15 protein-coding genes are annotated in these 19503 nt (G+C 64.5%); 8 read left to right on the forward strand and 7 right to left on the reverse strand.

Translation table 11 applies throughout. The annotated features are described in order from the left end of the window. The first annotated feature begins 37 nt into the window (after positions 1–37). Together ACVWY6_RS13115 and ACVWY6_RS13120 are read left to right on the forward strand one after the other, a co-directional pair. Complete coding sequence (locus ACVWY6_RS13115) at positions 38–1531, forward strand: APC family permease (protein ID WP_023961625.1); 1494 nt, start codon at positions 38–40, stop codon at positions 1529–1531. 203 nt (positions 1532–1734) lie between these two features. Beyond that, positions 1735–5115, forward strand: a complete 3381-nt coding sequence (locus tag ACVWY6_RS13120; RefSeq protein ID WP_457538469.1) for a pyruvate carboxylase — start codon at positions 1735–1737, stop codon at positions 5113–5115. A 31-nt stretch (positions 5116–5146) separates the two neighbouring features. On the opposite strand, the gene ACVWY6_RS13125 is transcribed toward ACVWY6_RS13120, so the two are convergent. Continuing rightward, a complete protein-coding gene (locus ACVWY6_RS13125) occupies positions 5147–6043 on the reverse strand; it encodes a hydroxymethylglutaryl-CoA lyase (RefSeq protein ID WP_457538470.1) in 897 nt (298 codons plus the stop codon). 128 nt (positions 6044–6171) lie between these two features. Here ACVWY6_RS13125 and ACVWY6_RS13130 point away from each other — a divergent pair, with 128 nt between their 5' ends. The 5 genes from ACVWY6_RS13130 (at position 6172) to ACVWY6_RS13150 (ending at position 12780) form a co-directional block, all read left to right on the forward strand. Continuing rightward, entirely contained in the window at positions 6172–6867 is a 696-nt protein-coding gene (locus tag ACVWY6_RS13130; RefSeq protein ID WP_457538472.1) for a GntR family transcriptional regulator, read from the forward strand. Then, complete coding sequence (locus ACVWY6_RS13135; protein WP_400726443.1) at positions 6868–8079, forward strand: CaiB/BaiF CoA transferase family protein; 1212 nt, start codon at positions 6868–6870, stop codon at positions 8077–8079. Positions 8080–8154: 75 nt separating this feature from the next. Next, the gene (locus tag ACVWY6_RS13140) at positions 8155–10209 is read left to right on the forward strand and encodes a hydantoinase/oxoprolinase family protein (RefSeq protein WP_457538474.1); all 2055 of its coding nucleotides are present in this window, start codon (positions 8155–8157) and stop codon (positions 10207–10209) included. A gap of 64 nt (positions 10210–10273) precedes the next feature. Beyond that, entirely contained in the window at positions 10274–12163 is a 1890-nt protein-coding gene (locus tag ACVWY6_RS13145) for a hydantoinase B/oxoprolinase family protein (protein WP_457538476.1), read from the forward strand. After that, positions 12160–12780: an isochorismatase family protein gene (locus ACVWY6_RS13150; RefSeq protein WP_457538477.1), complete on the forward strand. Its 621-nt coding sequence runs from the start codon at positions 12160–12162 to the stop codon at positions 12778–12780. Before ACVWY6_RS13145 ends, ACVWY6_RS13150 begins: the two co-directional genes overlap by 4 nt. Here the strand turns inward: ACVWY6_RS13150 and pucL are convergent. The 3 genes from pucL to uraD are packed head-to-tail and all read right to left on the reverse strand — an operon-like array spanning position 12777 to position 14575. Beyond that, positions 12777–13685 carry a factor-independent urate hydroxylase gene (gene pucL / locus ACVWY6_RS13155; protein ID WP_457538479.1) on the reverse strand — a complete coding sequence of 303 codons (909 nt, stop codon included), beginning with the start codon at positions 13683–13685 and terminating at the stop codon, positions 12777–12779. The genes ACVWY6_RS13150 and pucL overlap by 4 nt on opposite strands. 27 nt (positions 13686–13712) lie before the next feature. Then, on the reverse strand, positions 13713–14039 hold the full coding sequence (uraH, locus tag ACVWY6_RS13160) for a hydroxyisourate hydrolase (protein ID WP_457538481.1): 327 nt from the start codon (positions 14037–14039) through the stop codon (positions 13713–13715). Then, positions 14036–14575 (reverse strand): 2-oxo-4-hydroxy-4-carboxy-5-ureidoimidazoline decarboxylase, encoded by a 540-nt coding sequence (gene uraD / locus ACVWY6_RS13165; RefSeq protein WP_457538483.1) that lies wholly within the window; start codon positions 14573–14575, stop codon positions 14036–14038. Before uraD ends, uraH begins: the two co-directional genes overlap by 4 nt. Positions 14576–15003: 428 nt before the next feature. Here uraD and ACVWY6_RS13170 point away from each other — a divergent pair, with 428 nt between their 5' ends. Next, positions 15004–15564, forward strand: coding sequence for a nucleotidyltransferase family protein (locus tag ACVWY6_RS13170; protein ID WP_317713757.1), 561 nt, complete (start codon positions 15004–15006; stop codon positions 15562–15564). A 117-nt stretch (positions 15565–15681) separates the two neighbouring features. Here the strand turns inward: ACVWY6_RS13170 and ACVWY6_RS13175 are convergent, their stop codons facing one another. From ACVWY6_RS13175 to ACVWY6_RS13185, 3 genes are all read right to left on the reverse strand, one after another. Then, entirely contained in the window at positions 15682–16023 is a 342-nt protein-coding gene (locus ACVWY6_RS13175; protein ID WP_031333148.1) for a hypothetical protein, read from the reverse strand. Between the two features lie 9 nt (positions 16024–16032). Beyond that, a complete protein-coding gene (locus ACVWY6_RS13180; RefSeq protein WP_062800134.1) occupies positions 16033–17820 on the reverse strand; it encodes an acetyl/propionyl/methylcrotonyl-CoA carboxylase subunit alpha in 1788 nt (595 codons plus the stop codon). A gap of 198 nt (positions 17821–18018) precedes the next feature. Further along, complete coding sequence (locus ACVWY6_RS13185) at positions 18019–19494, reverse strand: condensation domain-containing protein (protein ID WP_457538486.1); 1476 nt, start codon at positions 19492–19494, stop codon at positions 18019–18021. Positions 19495–19503: the final 9 nt, after the last annotated feature.

Consider the following 19503-nt stretch of genomic DNA (forward strand, 5'->3'; position numbering starts at 1 on the left):
TGAGTGAAATCAATTCCCGGCGAACGGATGGTTGACGATGACGGCTACGACTGTTGATCCCGCTCCGGAAAAGAGCGAGCCGACCGAACTCAAACGGGTGATGGGCCCCAAACTGCTCTTGCTGTTCATCGTCGGCGACATCCTCGGTGCCGGGGTCTACGCGGTGACCGGCAGCATGATCGACAACGTGGGCGGTATGGCCTGGCTGCCGTTCATCCTCGCCTTCGCGGTGGCGACGCTGACGGCTTTCTCCTACCTCGAGTTGGTCACCAAGTTCCCGCAGTGTGCCGGCGCCGCCCTGTACACGCAGAAGGCATTCGGTATCCACTTCCTGACCTTCTTGGTCGCGTTCGCGGTGGTGTGCTCGGGCATCACCAGCGCATCCACATCGTCGAATGTGGTGGCCGCCAACCTCCTGGCCGGGCTGAACGAATCATTCAGTGATGCCAACGGACTCGGCTGGTTCGACGTGCCGACCGGGACCACCGCCCAGCTGGTGGTCGCTCTGGCCTTCATGATCGTCCTGGCCCTGATCAACCTGCGCGGCGTGGGTGAATCGGTGAAGTTCAACGTGATCCTCACCCTGGTCGAGATGACCGCACTGATCATCGTCATCGTGATCGGCTTCGTCGCGGCCGGCCGGGGTACCGGAGACGGTGACATCAGCAACCTGGTGGTGTTCGAAGACGCCAACGACAAGGGCTGGTTCCTGGCGGTCACGGTCGCGACCACCATCGCCTTCTTCGCCATGGTCGGGTTCGAGGACTCGGTCAACATGGTCGAGGAGACGAAGAACCCCGAGAAGATCTTCCCGAAGGTGATGCTGTCCGGTCTCGGGATCGCCTGCCTCATCTACGTCCTCGTGGTGGTCGCGGTGATCGCGGTACTCCCGCTGGACTTCGAGCCGGAGAACTCCGACGAGGGCATCCTGCTGTCGGTGGTGAAGCTGGGCGCGCCGTCCGTCCCCATCGAGGAGATCTTCCCGTATCTGACGGTGTTCGCGGTCGCCAACACCGCGCTGATCAACATGCTGATGGCGAGCCGGTTGATCTACGGCATGGCCAACCAGCGAGTGCTGCCTCGCGGGCTCGGCAAGGTGCTGCCGGGTCGCCGCTCGCCGTGGACCGCGATCATCTTCACCACGCTGCTCTCGTTCGTGTTGATCATCGTGGTGAATCAGTTGTCGGAGAACTCGGTCGTGGGCGCGCTGTCGGGCACAACCGGCCTGCTGCTGCTGTGCGTCTTCGCTGTGGTCAACATCGCGTGCCTTGTTCTCAAGCGAGGTGATGTGAAGGCGTTCTTCCGGGCCCCGGTGTGGATCCCAGTGCTCGGCGCGGTGCTCTGTCTGTTCCTCGCCGGCCCATGGGCGAGGACCGACGCGCAGATGATCCAGTACAAGATCGCCGGTGTGATGCTGCTGCTCGGCGTCGTGTTGTGGGCGGTGACGTGGGCGGTCAACAAGTACGAGAACCGCCCCGGTGGCTTCTATGACACCGACTCGTCGCTCGAGGACGAACCTGCCAGGAAGTGAACGGCGAGTTCGGCCTCCGACCACCCCTGCAGGTGCATACCGGGTTTCGTCTTACGCACAGATGCCATGTCCGGCGCTGTGAGGTTTCGGCCGCCCCTAGGATTCGTGAAGCTCCATCCCGGTCGCAATTCGCGACAATCCGCACCTGGTGTCGGGTCGTCATGGTGGAGTGATGGTTTCGTGGGCGATGTGGAGGTGCGTTGATGTTTCGCAAGGTGTTGGTGGCCAACCGGGGCGAGATCGCGATTCGTGCTTTTCGTGCTGCGTATGAGTTGGGTGCGGGGACGGTGGCGGTGTTCCCGTTCGAGGATCGCAATTCGATTCACCGTTTGAAGGCTGACGAGGCGTATCAGATCGGTGAGCCGGGGCATCCGGTGCGGGCGTACTTGTCGGTGGAGGAGGTCATCGCGGCGGCGCGGCGTGCGGGTGCTGACGCGATTTATCCGGGGTACGGGTTCTTGTCGGAGAATCCGGATCTGGCGGCGGCGTGTGCGGACGCGGGGATCACGTTCGTGGGGCCCAGTTCGGACATCCTCGAGCTGACCGGCAACAAGTCGCGTGCGATCGCGGCGGCTCGGGAGGCGGGTCTGCCGGTGTTGGCCTCGAGCGAGGCATCGGTGGATGTTGATGAGTTGATGGCGGCGGCCGAGTCGATGCGGTTCCCGGTGTTCGTCAAGGCGGTTGCTGGTGGCGGCGGCCGGGGAATGCGCCGGGTGGAGACCATCGACGGTTTGCGGGAGGCGATCGAAGCTGCTGCCCGCGAAGCGAATTCGGCGTTTGGTGATGCGTCGGTGTTTTTGGAGCAGGCGGTGATCGCCCCGCGTCATATCGAGGTGCAGATCCTGGCTGATCAGCACGGCAATGTGATGCATTTGTTCGAGCGGGATTGCAGTGTGCAGCGTCGCCATCAGAAGGTGATCGAGCTGGCGCCGGCACCGAACATGCCGCCGGGGTTGCGGGAGAAGATCTGCGCGGATGCGGTCGCGTTCGCGAAAAAGATCGGGTACTCGTGTGCGGGCACGGTGGAGTTTTTGGTCGACCGTGACGGCAACCATGTGTTCATCGAGATGAATCCACGGATTCAGGTTGAGCACACGGTCACTGAAGAGATCACCGATGTGGATTTGGTGCAGTCCCAGTTGCGGATCGCCGCGGGTGAGACGTTGGCCGAGTTGGGGTTGTCGCAAGATGCGGTGACGATCCGCGGCGCGGCGATGCAGTGCCGGATCACCACCGAGGATCCGACCAACGGCTTCCGCCCGGACACGGGTCGGATCACCGCGTACCGCACCCCGGGTGGGGCGGGGGTGCGTCTGGATGGTGGGGCGACGTTGGGTGCGGAGGTCAGTGCGCACTTTGATTCGATGCTGGTCAAGCTGACGTGCCGGGGCCGTGATTTCGAGACCGCGGTGGCGCGGTCGCGGCGGGCGTTGGCCGAGTTCCGGATTCGTGGTGTGGCCACGAATGTGCCGTTCCTGCAAGCAGTGTTGGACGATCCCGATTTTCGGGCCGGGAACGTGACGACCTCGTTCATCGAGGAACGCCCGCAGTTGTTGACCTCGCGGGTCTCGGCCGACCGCGGCACCCGGATTCTGAACTATCTGGCGGATGTGACGGTGAACAAGCCGCACGGCGAACGGCCGGCGACGGTCTATCCGCGCGACAAACTCCCCGACATCGATGTGAGTGCCCCCGCCGACGGGTCGCGCCAGCGTCTCCTCTCGTTGGGCCCAGAGGGGTTCGCTGCCGATTTGCGGGCGGCAAAGGCTTTGGGTGTCACTGATACGACGTTCCGTGATGCGCATCAGTCGTTGTTGGCGACCCGGATTCGTACGACCGGTTTGGTGGCGGTGGCCCCGTATGTGGCGGCGATGACTCCGCAGTTGTTGTCGGTCGAGTGTTGGGGCGGCGCGACTTATGACGTGGCGTTGCGGTTCTTGAAGGAAGATCCGTGGGACCGATTGGCGCAGCTACGTGAAGCGATGCCCAACATCAACCTGCAAATGCTCCTGCGGGGGGCGAACACGGTCGGGTACACCCCGTATCCGCAGAAGGTGACCCGTTCGTTTGTGGCCGAGGCCGCCGCGACGGGGATCGACATCTTCCGGATTTTCGACGCGTTGAACAACGTGGATCAGATGCGGCCGGCGATCGACGCGGTCCGCGAGACCGGCACCACGATCGCCGAGGTCGCCCTGTCGTATACCGGGGATCTGTCGAATCCGGCCGAGAACCTGTACACGCTGGACTACTACCTGCGTTTGGCTGAGCAGTTGGTGGAGGCCGGGGCGCACATCTTGGCGATCAAGGACATGGCCGGACTGCTACGCCCGCAGGCCGCCGCGACCCTGGTCGGTGCACTGCGCTCGAGGTTTGATCTGCCGGTGCATGTGCACACCCATGACACCCCGGGTGGGCAGCTCGCGACGTATCTGGCGGCGTGGCAGGCCGGCGCGGACGCGGTCGACGGTGCGAGTGCGGCGATGGCCGGGACCACCAGTCAGCCCGCGCTCTCGGCGATCGTCGCCGCGACCGCGCATACCGAGTACGACACTGGCCTCGATCTGGCCGCGGTGTGTGAGCTCGAGCCGTATTGGGAGGCTCTTCGGAAGGTGTACGCGCCGTTCGAGTCCGGGCTCCCGGCCCCGACGGGCCGGGTGTATACCCACGAGATTCCTGGTGGTCAGTTGTCGAATCTGCGTCAGCAGGCCATCGGGTTGGGGTTGGGGGATCGGTTCGAACAGGTTGAACATGCTTATGCCGCCGCGGACCGGATGCTGGGGCGGTTGATCAAGGTGACTCCGTCGTCGAAGGTGGTGGGGGATTTGGCGTTGGCGTTGGTGGGGACCGGGGTCAGTGCCGATGATTTCGCGCAGGACCCCGCGTCGTATGACATTCCGGATTCGGTGATCGGATTTTTGCGCGGTGAGCTCGGTGAACCTGCCGGCGGGTGGCCCGAACCATTACGGACTCGGGCGTTGGCCGGGCGGGCCCCGGCCAAACCGGTCACCGACCTGTCCGCCGAGGACGAGGCGGCCCTCGACGGCGACAGCGCCACCCGGCGACAGACGTTGAACCGGTTGTTGTTTCCGGGCCCGACCAAGGATTACGAAGAGCACCAGACCGCTTACGGCGACACCTCTAGTCTCTCGGCGAACCAGTTCTTCTACGGACTGCGGTACGGCGATGAGCATCGGGTGGAACTTGAACCCGGTGTCGAGCTGCTCATCGGTCTGGAAGCGATCAGCGAGGCCGACGAACGAGGCATGCGCACGGTGATGTGCATCCTCAACGGCCAACTCCGGCCGGTCCAGGTCCGTGACCGTTCCCTCAAGGTTGATGTCCTCGTCGCCGAAAAAGCAGTGTCCGGCAATCCCAAACACATCGCCGCACCCTTTGCCGGGGTGGTCACCACCGTCGTCGAAGCCGGTCAACAGATCGAACCCGGCGCCACCATCGGCTCGATCGAGGCCATGAAGATGGAAGCCGCCATCACCACCCCCACCGGCGGCACCATCAAACGCATCGCCATCAGCACAGTCGCCCAAGTCGAAGGCGGAGACCTGCTGGTGGAACTGGAGTAGTCCTCGATCGACCAGACGGCCGCCCGCAGTGTCAGCTGGGCGGGAAGTTGCCTGCCCGGCCGAGCTGTGCGGGAACGTCTTTGGACAATCGGGCACCGAGCCAGGTCGCTGTAGAGGCGAGCGATTCGAGGTCGATGCCGGTATGAACGCCTGAGCGGTCGAGCGCGTAGACGAGGTCCTCGGATGCGATGTTGCCCGTGGCCGCCGGGGCGAAAGGGCAGCCTCCGAATCCACCGATGCTCGCGTCCAGTGCTGCCGCACCGGTTTCCAGTGCGGCAAGCGCGTTGGCGTAGCCGGTGTTACGGGTGTTGTGGAAGTGCCAACGCACCGGAATGCCCGGAGCGGCGCCTTGCGCACCGGCTGCGAGCGCGCGCACCTGGGAGGGGACACCCACCCCGATCGTGTCCGCGAACGCGATCTCGTCGGGGCCTGCGGCCGCCACACGCTGTGCCACCTCGATGACCCACGCGGGATCGACCTCACCGCTGAACGGGCATCCGAACGACGCAGCAATCGTGACCGTGGTGGAGATTCCGGCGGCCCGGGCGTCCTCGGCAATGTGTTGCCATGCCGAAATGCCCTCTGCGACAGTGCAGCCCTGATTCCGCATGCTGAACTCATCGGTCGCGACGACCACGGCGTTGATCTCGTCGACTCCCGCGGCCAAAGCCCGATCCAGGCCGCGACGATTGAGCACCAGGCCGATGTAGGAGACACCGATACCGCGGGGTAGCTGCGCCATCACCTGCTCGGCGCCGGCCATCTGGGGGACGCGTTTCGGATTGGCGAAACTGACGGCTTCGATCCGCCGGACTCCCGCCGCCACGCTGCGGTTGATCAGTTCGACCTTGTCGTCCACCGACAACACGGTCTTCTCATTCTGCAGTCCGTCGCGCGGACTGACCTCCACCAATTGCACAGTGTCCATCGGCTCATCCTTCCTGCACTCCAGATTGTATGCAACGCCGCAACCGAAACAGGCTGTTTACAAAGAAAACCGAGACATCAGCTGGCGGGAGCTCTAGATTGTGAACAATCAAGCCGAAAGGAACTGGCGTGACGCGAGCAGTGGACCGGGTGTACTCACATATTCGTGAGGCCATCATCGACGGTCGATACGGGCCAGGAGCACGGCTCGGTGAGGTCGAGATCGCCGAACTGACGAGCACGAGTCGAACTCCCGTGCGCGAAGCGTTGCGGCAACTGGAGATGGAGGGGCTCGTCGAGGTCCTGCCACACCGGGGTGCTCGTGTCTACGAGTGGAGCGCAGAAGATCTCGAGGAGATCTACGACCTTCGAATGGTTCTCGAAGCCATGGCTGCATCGCGTGCAGCGAGCCGGATCGAAGGCAAGGACATCGACCGGATGGCCGAGCTGTGTGACCTGATGGAGAACGCTGCCGACCGCCACCACCTCGATCTCGTCGCACAACTCAATGACGAGTTCCATGCGATCGTCCGTTCGGCGGCCGCGAGCACTCGGTTGATGACGATGCTCAACGCGGTCATTCAACTACCCCTCGTGATGCGGACCTTTCATCAATATGCGCCGGATGACCTTGCTCGCAGCTGCGCCCATCACCGCGACCTCGTGGCCGCGCTGCGCAGCGGAGACGAGGTGTGGGCGGATTCGGTGATGCGCGCGCACGTACGGGCGGCCAAATCCGTTCTCCTTCAGGCATTGACGGCAGGGAACGTGCAGGCAGGGCAGGTCGAGAGTGAAACCGGCGACGAAGGAATGAGGGACGCGTAAGTGACCGAGGGAACAGCAAGCGCCGGACCGTTGACAGACCTGCGGGTGGTCGAGATGGGCCAACTGCTGGCAGGACCGTTCTGCGGGCAACTTCTCGCCGACTTCGGGGCGGAGGTGATCAAACTGGAGTCACCTGGATCGGGAGATCCCATGAGACAGTGGGGCCGGGAGAAGCCCCACGGCAAGTCGTTGTGGTGGCCGGTGGTCGCCCGCGGAAAAAAATCCGTGACCTGCAACCTGCGGACCCCTGAGGGGCAGGATCTGGCTCGGCAGATCATCGCGAAAGCTGACGTGGTGGTCGAGAACTTCCGGCCGGGGACTCTGGAACGGTGGGGTCTCGGTGTCGACCAGCTACAGGAGATCAACCCGGGGCTCATCGTGGCGCGGGTCAGTGGCTACGGCCAGACCGGCCCGTATTCCGCCCGCGCAGGGTTCGGGTCGATCGGAGAGGCCATGGGCGGAATCCGTTACATCACAGGTGATCCGGGATCAGTGCCTTCGCGGGCGGGGATCTCGCTGGGCGATTCACTCGCTGCCGTGTTTGCCACGGTTGGTGTACTGGCTGCACTGCACCACAGGGAGAAGACCGGCCGCGGTCAACTGGTCGACTCGGCGATCTACGAGGCCGTCCTGGCGATGATGGAATCTCTGTTGCCCGAATGGGCAATCGGGGGATACCAGCGTGAACGCACCGGCTCGGTTCTGCCGAACATCGCGCCGAGCAACGTCTACCCGACGAAGTCGGATGACATGATCCTCGTTGCGGCCAACCAGGACAGCGTTTTCGGGCGGCTGGCCACGGCGATGAACCGAACCGAACTCATCGGCGATCCCCGCTACCGGGACCATGCTTCGCGCGGAGCGAACATGGCCGAGCTCGACGACCTCATCGCCGACTGGACGAGATCCTACGAAGCCGGAGAGCTCCTCGACCTCCTCCACGAGGCCGGGGTCCCCGCAGGAAAGATCTACACCGCCAGCGACATGTTCAACGATCCGCATTTTGCAGCGCGCGACGCCATCGTAAAACTCGCCCACCCCGACTTCGGCGAAATCCCCATGCACGGCGTCTTTCCCAAGCTGAGCGAGACGCCCGGCGGGGTGCGCCACCCTGGGCCCGCGTTGGGCCAACACAACCGTGCCATCTACGGCGACCTGTTGGGGCTGAGCGATGCAGAGCAGACAGCGTTCACCGACCGGGGCGTGATCTGACGGTCGGCAGTCCCGTCGGCGTCCGGCACCGCCCCACAACTTCAACCTTCACAACCTCAAACACTGGGAGACCGTATGCGATACCGGCTCGGAGTTGATGTCGGTGGCACGTTCACCGACGTGCTCCTCCTCGAAGAAACGTCCGGAACGACGTGGCGGGCGAAGACGCCATCGACGCCGGCCGACCAGTCTGTCGGCGTTCTCAACGGCGTGAGAAAGGTCTGCGCCGAGGCAGGCATCGAACTCTCGGAGGTCGGACAGGTACTTCACGGCACCACGGTCGCCACCAATGCCATCCTGCAGAACAAGGGGGCCAGGGTCGGGTTGGTCACCACCGACGGCTTTAGGCAGGTGTTGCAAATTGCCCGGTCATTCGTTCCAGGGGGCTTGGCGGGGTGGATCATCTGGCCCAAGCCCGAGCCCCTGGCACGACTGGAGGACACGATCGAGGTGGTCGGCCGGATAGCAGCCGACGGGTCGGAGGTGACGCCACTGGACGAGTCGCAGGCGCGCACCGCGCTCGCTGCGCTGAAGGGGGAGGGCATCGAGGCGCTGACCATCTCGTTGATCAATTCGTACGCCAACGATGATCATGAGCAGCGTGTGGCGGTCTGGGCGGCAGAGGAACTCCCGGGTATCCCGGTTTCCATCTCGAGCCACGTCCTGCCCGAGATGCGCGAATACGAGAGAACCCTGACAACCGTGGCGAACAGCTACGTGCAGCCGGAGGTCTCCCGGTACGTGAAGAACCTCGACACTTCGTTGCGCGAGACCGGCGTCGAAGCACCGTTGTCGATACTGCGCAGCGACGGTGGCCTCGTGCAGTCCGCGAAAGCGGCGGAAGACCCTGTGTCACTGCTGTTGTCGGGGCCTGCCGGCGGGGTGACCGGTGCCGTGTGGTTCGCAGAGCAGGCCGGATTCTCCGACTTCCTCACCTTTGACATGGGCGGCACCTCCACCGATGTCGCACTCGTTCTCGGCGGTGAACCCAGGATCGGACGCGAGACCAAGGTCGGCGATCTCGCTGTTCGAGCCACCAGTGTCGATGTGCGCACGGTCGGCGCCGGTGGTGGTTCGATCGCCCACGTTCCCGAACTCACCAAGGCGCTGCGGGTAGGGCCTCAATCGGCGGGTGCCGATCCGGGGCCCGCGTCGTACGGCGGCGGTGGGACCGAGCCCACCGTCACCGATGCCAACGTGGTTCTCGGATATCTGCCCGGCGAATTGGCCGGCGGTGAGGTGACTCTCGACGTCGAGGCCGGGCGGCAGGCTGTGGCAACGGTGGCCGACGCCATGGGCCTCGAGAGCATCGAGTCGGCGGCGGCAGGGATCGTCGACATCGTCAACGAGAACATGTTCGGCGCGCTGCGCCTGGTGAGTGTGCAACAAGGCTACGACCCAAGGGATTTCGCGCTCGTGTCCTTCGGTGGTGCCGGGCCGCTGCACGCAAACGCGCTGGGGCGGCTCACCGGTTCGTGGCCTGTCATCGTGCCGCCCTCACCCGGGGTGCTGTGTGCCTACGGCGATGCCACCACGTGCGTGCGCGACGAGAGTGCCCGCACTCTGGTTCGTGCATTCTCCGCCACAACAGACGAGGAAATACGTTCGGCTCTGGCCGAACTCGCCGAGTCGGCCGCCGAACGACTGGCCTCCGAAGGCGTGTCCGTCGATGAGCAGACGGCCAAGTATCAGGTGGATCTGCGCTACCACGGGCAGGGTTTCGAGATCCCGGTCGACCTCGACCCCGGGGTACTGGAGGGCGGCGAGGTGCTCGCCAGTCTGGGCGATGCTTTTGATGCCGAGCACCAGCGGCTCTTCTCGTTCCTGCTCAAGAACGAGCGTGAGGTGATCAACCTCAGGGTGACCGTCAGCGGACCCCGGCCTGAGGTGGCGTGGAAAGAGTTGCCCGACGGGGGGTCCGACCCATCGGCGGCATTGATCAAGGAGACCGAGGTCTGGATGGACGGTGGTCACGTCTCCGCCGGGATCTACGACCGCGACAAATTACTCGCCGGCAACGTGGTGCCCGGGCCGGCAGTCATCACCGAGATGGACTCCACCACCTTGGTGCTGGCCGGCCACGCCGCAACCGTGCACTCGAGCGCCAGCCTCCTCATACGGCCCGTGTGACCGCCTCGCCCGGCTTCGTCGGATTCGATCCCACCCTCAACTCGCCCAAGTTTCAGGAGATGTGATGGCCACCATCATCGAAAGCACCACCGCACCCGTGAACAAGGTGCCGGTCGACCCGGTCACCCTCGACATCATCGAGAACGCCTTGCGTAATGCCCGGTACGAGATGGACGAGGTGCTGTTCCGCACCGCACTGTCGCCAGGTATTCGAGAGCAACACGATGAGTTCCCTCTCATCGCCGATCCAGCCGGAAAAATGGTTGTCGGACAATTCGGTCTGTCGGTACCGGACTTCCTCGACAACTTCGACGGCAAGGTGGGAGAGGGCGACATCCTGCTGACCTCGGACCCGTATGCCTGTGGGGCCGCCATCAGTCATGCCAACGACTGGCTCATCGTCCTGCCCATCTTCCACAGCGGCCGGGTGGTGGGTTGGTCGTCCATGTTCGGGCACATGTCCGATGTCGGTGGAAGCACACCCTCGTCGATGCCGGCGGACGCCCACACCATCTACGAAGAAGGCGTGATAATCCCGCCGTTCAAGCTCTATGACAAGGGTGAACTCAATGAGACCGCGCTCGACATCATCCTCAACCAGGTGCGGATGCCGGACTGGAACCGAGCTGATCTGAACGGCCTGGTAGCCGCCTGCACTACCGCCTCACGGCGGATCGTGGAGCTGTGTGACCGGTTCGGGGCGGACGTGTACCTCTCGGCGCTCGACGCCCTGCTCGATCGGAACTACCAGGCGATGAAGGTGCTCCTGGCAACGCTGTTCGTCGACGGCGAGACAATCGAGTTCAGTGACTACATCTGTGATGACGGTTGCGGCTACGGGCCTTACAAACTGACGATCAAGTTGACCCGGCATGGCGAGAAGATCCATCTCGACTTCTCCGAGGAGGCGCCGCAGGCCGTCGGGCCGATCAACTACTTCATCAACGAGAACCTCGTCCGGATGTTCTTCGGCATCTACGTGATCACGATCGCCGATCCCCAGATCCTCTGGAACGACGGGTTCTATCCGCTCATCGACGTGACGATTCCCGAGGACTCCTTCTGGAAGCCGAGGTTCCCGGCAGCACTCAACGGGCGGAACCACGGCATCGGGCGGGTGTTTGATCTGTTCGGCGGCCTGCTCGGCCAGAACAACCCAGAGATACTCAACGCAGCCGGGTTCTCGTCGTCGCCGCACTTCATGTATTCGGGTCACTACGACGGCGGACCTCGAGATGGAGAGTGGTTCCAGCTCTACTCGATCGGCTTCGGAGGCATCCCCGGGCGCCCGGTAGGGGATGGGCCAGATGGTCATTCACTGTGGCCGTCGTTCGTCAACATCCCCTGTGAGTACCTGGAGTCCTACTACCCGCTGCGCATCGAACGATGGGAGACCATCGCCGACACCGGTGGTGCAGGGCTGCACCGAGGGGGAAACGGCGTCGATGTCGCGTACTACTTCGAAGAGCCGGGGACCATCGCGATCCACGACGACCGTTGGCTCACCTACCCGTGGGGTGTCAACGGCGGCAAACCCGGTGCGCGCGGCAGGAAGTGGCTCATCAGGGCGTCAGGTGAGACCGAGGTACTGCCCAGCAAGATCCACGACGTAGAGGTCGGACGGGGGGATGTTCTGCACTTCGTGACCTGGGGCGGAGGCGGCTGGGGAGACGCACTCGCGCGCGATCCCGAACTGGTTGCGTTGGAGGTGCGCCGGGGGCTCGTGAGCGTCGACGGTGCGGCCGAGGCGTACGGCGTGGTGTGTGACGACAGAGGAGCGATCGACGCCCCGGCGACCGAGGCGAAGCGACAAAGGCTCAGCGCCGACCGCGGTGAGTTGCCCGTCTTCGACATGGGTCCGTCCATCCCTGAGATCCTCGAGCGGTGCGAAGCAGAGACGGGCCTGCCCGCACCGAGGCCCCCGGTGAACGTTCGAAAAGCCGTGCGCGCGTGAAGGACACCCTCGAGGACTATCGCGCATCCGGATTCGGTGGGTCGCTGGGACCGGGACGTAGTGCTGCAGTTCTGGCGATCGATCTCGCCAGGGCCTACCTTGACGACGACTCACCCCTGAGGGCTCCGGTGGAGAATGCGGTAACATGCGCCGGAACCCTGGTGTCCGCGGCTCGAGACGTCGGGGTCCCGGTGATCTTCACACGTGTCAGTTACCAGCCCGGCGGGATCGACGGCGGCCTGTTCACCCGGAAGATCCCTTCGCTCAGGGTTTTCGAGGAGGGATCACCGCTGGCGGACTTCGTTACCGATCCGCGTCCTGAGCCCGGCGAGACCGTGATCACGAAACAGTATGCGAGTGCCTTCTTCGGAACGTCGTTGGCAGCCACGTTGACGGCCCGAGGGATCGACACTCTCTACATCTGTGGTCTCAGCACCAGCGGGTGCATTCGAGCGAGCGCGACCGACGCGCTCCAACACGGATTCCGGCCACTGGTGGTCGCCGACGCGTGCGGCGATCGAGAACAGCGCCTACACGACGCCAACCTGCTCGATCTGCAGGCGAAGTACGCAGACGTCCTGGGTCTCGACGAAGCGATCGCGCAACTGAGGTCCTAGCCCAGCCACGCCATCTGCGGGTTCCATGCCGGACCTGCGTCCGGCGCATCGTCGCGGGTCACCGTGCCCTGGATCAAACCGTAGGGACGGTCGTCGGCATTGAAGACCTCTTTGTCGTTCTCCAGGCCGAACGGGGACAGGTCGTAGATGAAGTGATGCTTGTTGGGAGCCGACAGGCGTACCTCGGCGATCACGTCGTAGGTCTCCAGGATCGTCTTGCCGATCTCATAGAGGGTCTGTTGCAAGGCAAGGGATTGAACAGTCGCGAAGCGGTTGATGATGATCTGTTTGATGGCCGGGTAGACCGCCTCCCAATCGACATCGGTCGTGGTGAAACGCCATTTGGCCACCAGCGATATGGCCATCACCCGGTCGGTGGTCGGTTCGAGGATCGTGTATTCGTCTTCGAGGAAGTCATGGAACTCCGAACCGGTCGACTTCAGCAGCACGAGGTCTTTGAGGCCCCCGATCACCCACGTCTGCTGGGTATCGCCCTTGCCTTCCACGGTGATGTCGGCGGTCCGGGTCTCCTGGCCCTTGCGGACCCATGTGTGGTCGTGCTCGGCACCGTTGACCACGGCGCGTTCCCAGGCGTACTCCTCGACCTCGATCCTGGCCCCGGACACCGGTTCGAAGTCGTCCACGAAATGGCGGGCGAGTTCGAGCGCGTACTTCTCGATCGACTCGATGCCCTTTTCTTTGGCGTAGGCATAAGCGGTCTGTTTCTGCGTGTCGGTGGGCAGCACCTTCCGCTGGTCACCGTCGGTGTAGGCCGCGGCGAAGTCGCCGCGAAGGGCGCTGCCGACGTTGATGTCCTTGATCTCGTGCCTGGGGGTGTCGCGATAGATCCGTACCACCCGGTTCTCGGCTTTCCCGTACTGGTTCTCACCCAGGATGATGCCCATGAGCTCTGTGTCTTCTCCTTTGTGTCGTCAGCTGCCACGGTACGTCGAGTAGGCAAACGGACTCAGCAACAGGGGTACGTGGTGGTGCCTGGTGGTATCGGTGACAGAGAACGTGATCGCCACCTCCGGATAGAAACCCTCGATGTGGTTGTCGGCGAACCACTTGCCGGTGTCGAAGAGCAGCCGGTAGACGCCCTCGGTGAGCCCGCGACCGGCGAGCGATCCGACACGGCCATCAGAATCTGTTGTGCTGGAGGCGAGTTCGGCGCCATCTGAATCGTAGAGAATGACCGTGAGTCCGCTGGCCGGCTTGCCCGTGACCGCATCGAGAACGTGGGCGCTGAGGTCACTCACGACGCGGCATCCTCTCCTTCGTCGACGTATCTGATCGCCGGCTCCAACATGAGTCGCAGCCGCCGACGATTGATCTTCGCCAATTCCATTCGCATGACCCGCCTTTCGGTTTCCGGATCATTGTTCATGCGTTCGTGCAGAATTGCCAGCAGCTCCGTGGCGGGTCGCCCATCGGCGAAGACCAGGTACACATGGCCGAACTTCTCCTCGTACTCGGCGTTGAACCGCTTGAGCTCGGCCAGAACAGCATCGTCCGCGCCGGCGACCCCGGACTGCTCGCGGGCTGACGACGAGTTCGTCGGCCGGTCACCGATCCGGGGGTGCCCGTCGAGCGCCTCTTCCAGGTCTGCCTCGGACAACTCGGCCAGGATCAGATCCGAGCGGTTGTAGAGGGCTTCTTCGTCCGGGAACGGCCGGCCCGCCGCCACCCGAATCGCCCAGATACACGACGTGCAGCACTGGTAGAGGGCGTGGATCGCCTGGCGCTCGCGCAACTCGTTGAAACTCTCGAGTCCTTGCCAGTCAACTCGTCGCACGTCAGGTCCCGTCCTCTCCGATTTCTCGTGGTGCTGCTGCCTTCATCGCAGCGCCCGCTCTGGTTGTTGCACGCGTCAATGGTCGAAGTCTGTGCCTGTTCAGCCCATCACGTCCTGAAAGCGGTTGAATCGGGCCGAAACGATCGGGGTGGCGTCGGATGATCCGGCCTCGGAGTCGGTGCTCATTCGGTGGTACCTCTGGTGAGATGGTCATGTGGGTCTCTTGGGCACCGCCATCCGGCGGGGTGCCATCGCTTCCCATGAGGATCTCGCGAAGTCTGCTCGTCCGCTCGGCGAGCAGAACCGATATATCCATGGCCGTCAGGCCCGGAGGAGGTCGACCGTTGGAGCGCACGGCGGGCGAGACGGCCACCGGAGACGCCGGTGACAGGGCAGCACCATCAAGTGCGAGGGCGGGCCCCGGCGGCATGCCAGAGCATGGAACGGTGGTCGGGATTCTGTTGGCCGCCGGCGCGGGTACTAGATACGGGATGCCGAAAATACTTGCGCATCAGGGTGATTGGCTGCGTGCCGGGGTGGATGCGCTCGGCGACGGCGGATGCGGACAGGTGCTCGTCACCATCGGTGCCGCTGCCCCGGAGATGCCCGGGGGAGCGCGGGCCGTACAGGTGCCGGACTGGCGCAGGGGCTTGAGCGAGTCGGTGCGCACGGCGCTTCTGGAAGCTGCCGACGTCCCCGATCTCGTCGGAGTGGTTTTACATGTTGTTGACATCCCGGACGTGACGGGCGAGCAGGTGCGGCGACTTCTGGGCGCGTGCGGCCCCCGACCCGGCCGACTGGGCAGAGCCGGATTCGCTGGGTCTGCCGGGCATCCGGTCTACCTCGGGGCAGACCATCTCGATGGGGTCCTGGAGTCGTTGTCGGGGGACCGTGGGGCGGGTCCTTATCTCGCTGCCCGCACCGACGTCATCGAGGTCGACTGCACCGACCTCGGCACCGGGCTGGACCACGACCGTCCAGACGTCTGAAGCGGGGACTGCGCACGAATTCGCGCCACCTGCCCGCGTCCGCGCCGGTTGCAACCGGCGCGAATGTGAGGAGGTGGCGCGAATTTTCTGCGGTTTCTGCGGGTTCCGTGGAACGGGTCAGTCGAACGTGTAACCCAGTGCGCCTTCACCAAAGCGCTGCACCACGATTCGTGCTGCCGCCAGCGGTTCGTCGTAGCCATCCCGGGCGAAGCCGGTCAATCGGGCTGCGTTACCGGTTCCCTGGGGCTCGATGGCGACCTCGGCGAGCATCTCGCCGGTGGTCGGCTCACACACGGCCCAGGTGAAGCGGGTTTCCTCGTCCCAGCCGCGCTCGCAGGCGCGCACGTGATCGGGGTCGGTGACACCGGCCAGAGCCAGCGCCGGCCGATCCGACACCCGATCATCGTCACGCAACGCCCGCAGGTACCACGCGCCGGCGTTGATCTCGACAGCCTCGATGGCGTACGCCTACTTCAGCTCGAACAGGACCGTGCCCTGGGTGACCGCGGCGCCGGCCTCCACGGCCAGGCCTGTCACGACACCGTCCTTGTGGGCTGTGACCGGGTTCTCCATCTTCATGGCCTCGAGAACGACAACCAGATCGCCCGCGGCGACTTCCTGGCCCTCGGTGACCGAGACCTTGACGACGGTGCCCTGCATGGGCGCGGTGACGGCGTCACCGGACACAGCGGCGTTACCGCCCTTGGCACGTGTGCGTGCCTTGGGCTTCTTCGTGGCGACGCCATTGGATCCGCCACCACCCAGGGCCAGATCGCCCGGCAGCGACACCTCGAGGCGCCGTCCGCCGACCTCGACCACCACGGTCTTGCGGGGCTCGTTGTCGTCGTCCTCGATGGGCTGTCCACCGGTGTAGGGCTCGATCGGGTTGTCCCAATCGGTCTCGATCCACTTGGTGTAGATGTCGAAGCCCTCGCCGTCACCGATGAAGGCCGGGTTGGACACGATGTGGCGGTGGAACGGGATGACTGTCGCCAGACCTTCGACCTGGAACTCGGCCAGTGCGCGTCGTGACCGTTCAAGCGCCTGCTCACGGTTCTCACCGGTGACGATCAGCTTGGCGAGCATGGAATCGAACCCGCCGCCGATCACGTCGCCTTCGACGACACCGGAGTCGACGCGGACGCCGGGGCCGGTCGGCTCCTTGTAGACCGAGATCGGTCCGGGAGCCGGGAGGAAGCCGCGGCCGGCATCCTCACCGTTGATGCGGAACTCGAACGAGTGACCGCGAGGGGTCGGATCCTCGGTGAACTCGAGCTTTTCGCCTGCTGCGATGCGGAATTGCTGGCGGACGAGGTCGATGCCGGCGGTTTCCTCGGTGACGGGGTGTTCGACCTGCAGACGGGTGTTGACCTCGAGGAACGACACCAGACCGTCGGCCCCGACGAGGAACTCGACCGTGCCGGCGCCGTAGTAGCCGGCTTCCTTGCAGATGGCCTTGGCGGAGGAGTGGATCTTTTCGCGCTGCTCGGTGGTGAGGAACGGTGCGGGCGCCTCTTCGACGAGCTTCTGGAAGCGGCGTTGCAGCGAGCAGTCGCGGGTGCCTGCCACGATCACGTTGCCGTGCTGGTCGGCGATGACCTGGGCCTCCACGTGGCGCGCCTTGTCGAGGTAGCGCTCGACGAAGCACTCTCCGCGACCGAATGCCGAAACTGCCTCACGGGTGGCCGAGTCGAACAGTTCGGGGATCTCTTCGATCGTGTAGGCGACCTTCATGCCGCGGCCGCCGCCGCCGAATGCCGCCTTGATGGCGACGGGGACACCGTGCTCCTCGGCGAAGGCCACGACCTCACCCGCGTCCTTGACAGGGTCCTTGGTACCGGGGGCCATCGGTGCGTTGGCCTTCAGTGCGATGTGACGTGCGGTGACCTTGTCACCGAGGTCGCGGATCGACTGGGGCGACGGCCCGATCCAGGTGAGCCCGGCGTCGATGACAGCCTGGGCGAAGTCGGCGTTCTCCGAGAGGAAGCCGTAGCCGGGGTGGATGGCGTCGGCCCCGGACTTGGCCGCGGCGTCGAGGATCTTGTCGAAAACCAGGTACGACTCGGCCGAGGTCTGACCGCCCAGTGCGAAAGCCTCGTCGGCGAGCTTCACGAACAGAGCATCGGCGTCCGGTTCGGCGTACACCGCGACGCTGGTCAATCCGGCGTCCTTGGCAGCCCGGATGACCCGTACCGCGATCTCGCCCCGGTTGGCGATGAGGACTTTCGTGAGTGCTGTGCTGGCGTGACTTGGCACTTGATCTCCTGTTGGGCGCTGGTCGATGCGCGTCGGTGACACTGTCTCGGATTTCGATGTGTTGTTACGTGGGCATGCCTTCCCGCGGGATGTGGGGGACGGCACTAGATGGAGTCTAAGCACCCCGCCGAACAGGCACGACTGCTGGCCCACAGATCGCTCGTTCGGTCACCGATACCTACTCACCGGTAACGTTTTTCAAAGCGCCGATTCGTGCTCGGGGGCGCCCGGTTGCGGCCCGTAGGTGCTGCGATTGCCGACCTCTTTGAGAAAGTCTCCGAAGGCGCCGAGATAACGTCCGACCTGCCGATGGGTGCGGCCTTGTGCCGGGAAGCGCGACGAGATGCGGATGCCCGAAGCAGTGCGATGCACCCAGATGTACACCTCTTCGTTCGAGTAGTTGTGGCTACGCAGCACCCTCGCCCGGCCGGCGTCCGCCTCGGCGTGTCCGGGGGCGAAACGCAGATCGATGAACGAGACGACGAATCTCGGGTCGGGGATGTCTGTGTCTCCCGTGTGTCCGAGGATCTCGCCGACCCGCAGGTAGGGCAGGTTCCCGGCTTTGCGGACGCGACGCATCTCGTCCGCCGCCCGGGCGATGATCTGTCCGAAATCGGTCGCGCCTGAGGTGTCGAGACGAAAAGGGACCGTGGCGACGAACCAGCCGAGTGCCCCGAACCACTGTTGATCGGTGCGCGTGTGCCGGGGGATGACACACCGGAACACCGGGCCTCCGCCGAGCTCGGCGTAGACAATCGCCAGTGCCGCCATCACCCCGGACAGCAACGAGCCGCCCGCCGCTGAGCACACCGCCGTGAATCGGTTGGTCTGCTCGTCGTCGAGTAGATCCGCCGTGATCGAGCCCTGGGGGATCAGATCGGTACCCGGCTGCGGTGACGGGGTCGGGGCTTCGACCGCCGTCCCGTCCTCGTCGGCGATGTCGAACCGGGGCAGTTCCCCGCCCGAGTCGCGCAGGAAGTCGGCCCACACCGCAACGGCCTCGTGCTCGGCGCCTGCCGAGTCTGCCTCTCGCCGCTGATGGGCACTGAAGTCCACGTACGAACCCACCGGCGGCAGGTCGGGCTCCACCTTGCGCCGGTGCGCGGTGTAGAGCGCCACGAGTTCGTACTGGCCCATGATCAGGGAGTAGCCATCCACCAGAGAGTGATCGGCCGCGAAGAGCAGCGTGAACGAGTCCTCGCGCGCAACGGTGGCAAAGATGTAAGCGGGCCATTGCAGCGGCGCGGTCGCCCGGTCGAAGGAACCTGCCAGCTGATCCAGCAGGGGGCCGGGTTCGCCGTACCAGCCCACTCGCCCCATCTTCAGCTTCACCGATCCGGGCGGGGTGGTCAGCCGGGCCAGGCGGTCCGCCCAGATGACAACATGGCTGCGCAGCACCTCGTGCCTGTCGATCCAGGTCGACAGTGCCGCGCGGATGGCCGGTACCGACATCGGCTCGTCGAAATCGATCGCGAGCCCCAGCCACGATTCGCGGCCGCCCTCACGTTTGGTGCGCAGCCGGTATTCGAACGCCGCGCGCAGATGCTGCTCGTGATTGTGCGACGTGGGCCGCGAATCAGCCGTCCACTGCGCAAATCCGCCCTCGGTGAAGGGCGACCACTCGACCAGCCCGCCAGGTTCGACGGGCTGATCCATCATCTGGATGAACTTCATGACAACGCG

The organism is Williamsia sp. R60 (assembly GCF_054063855.1).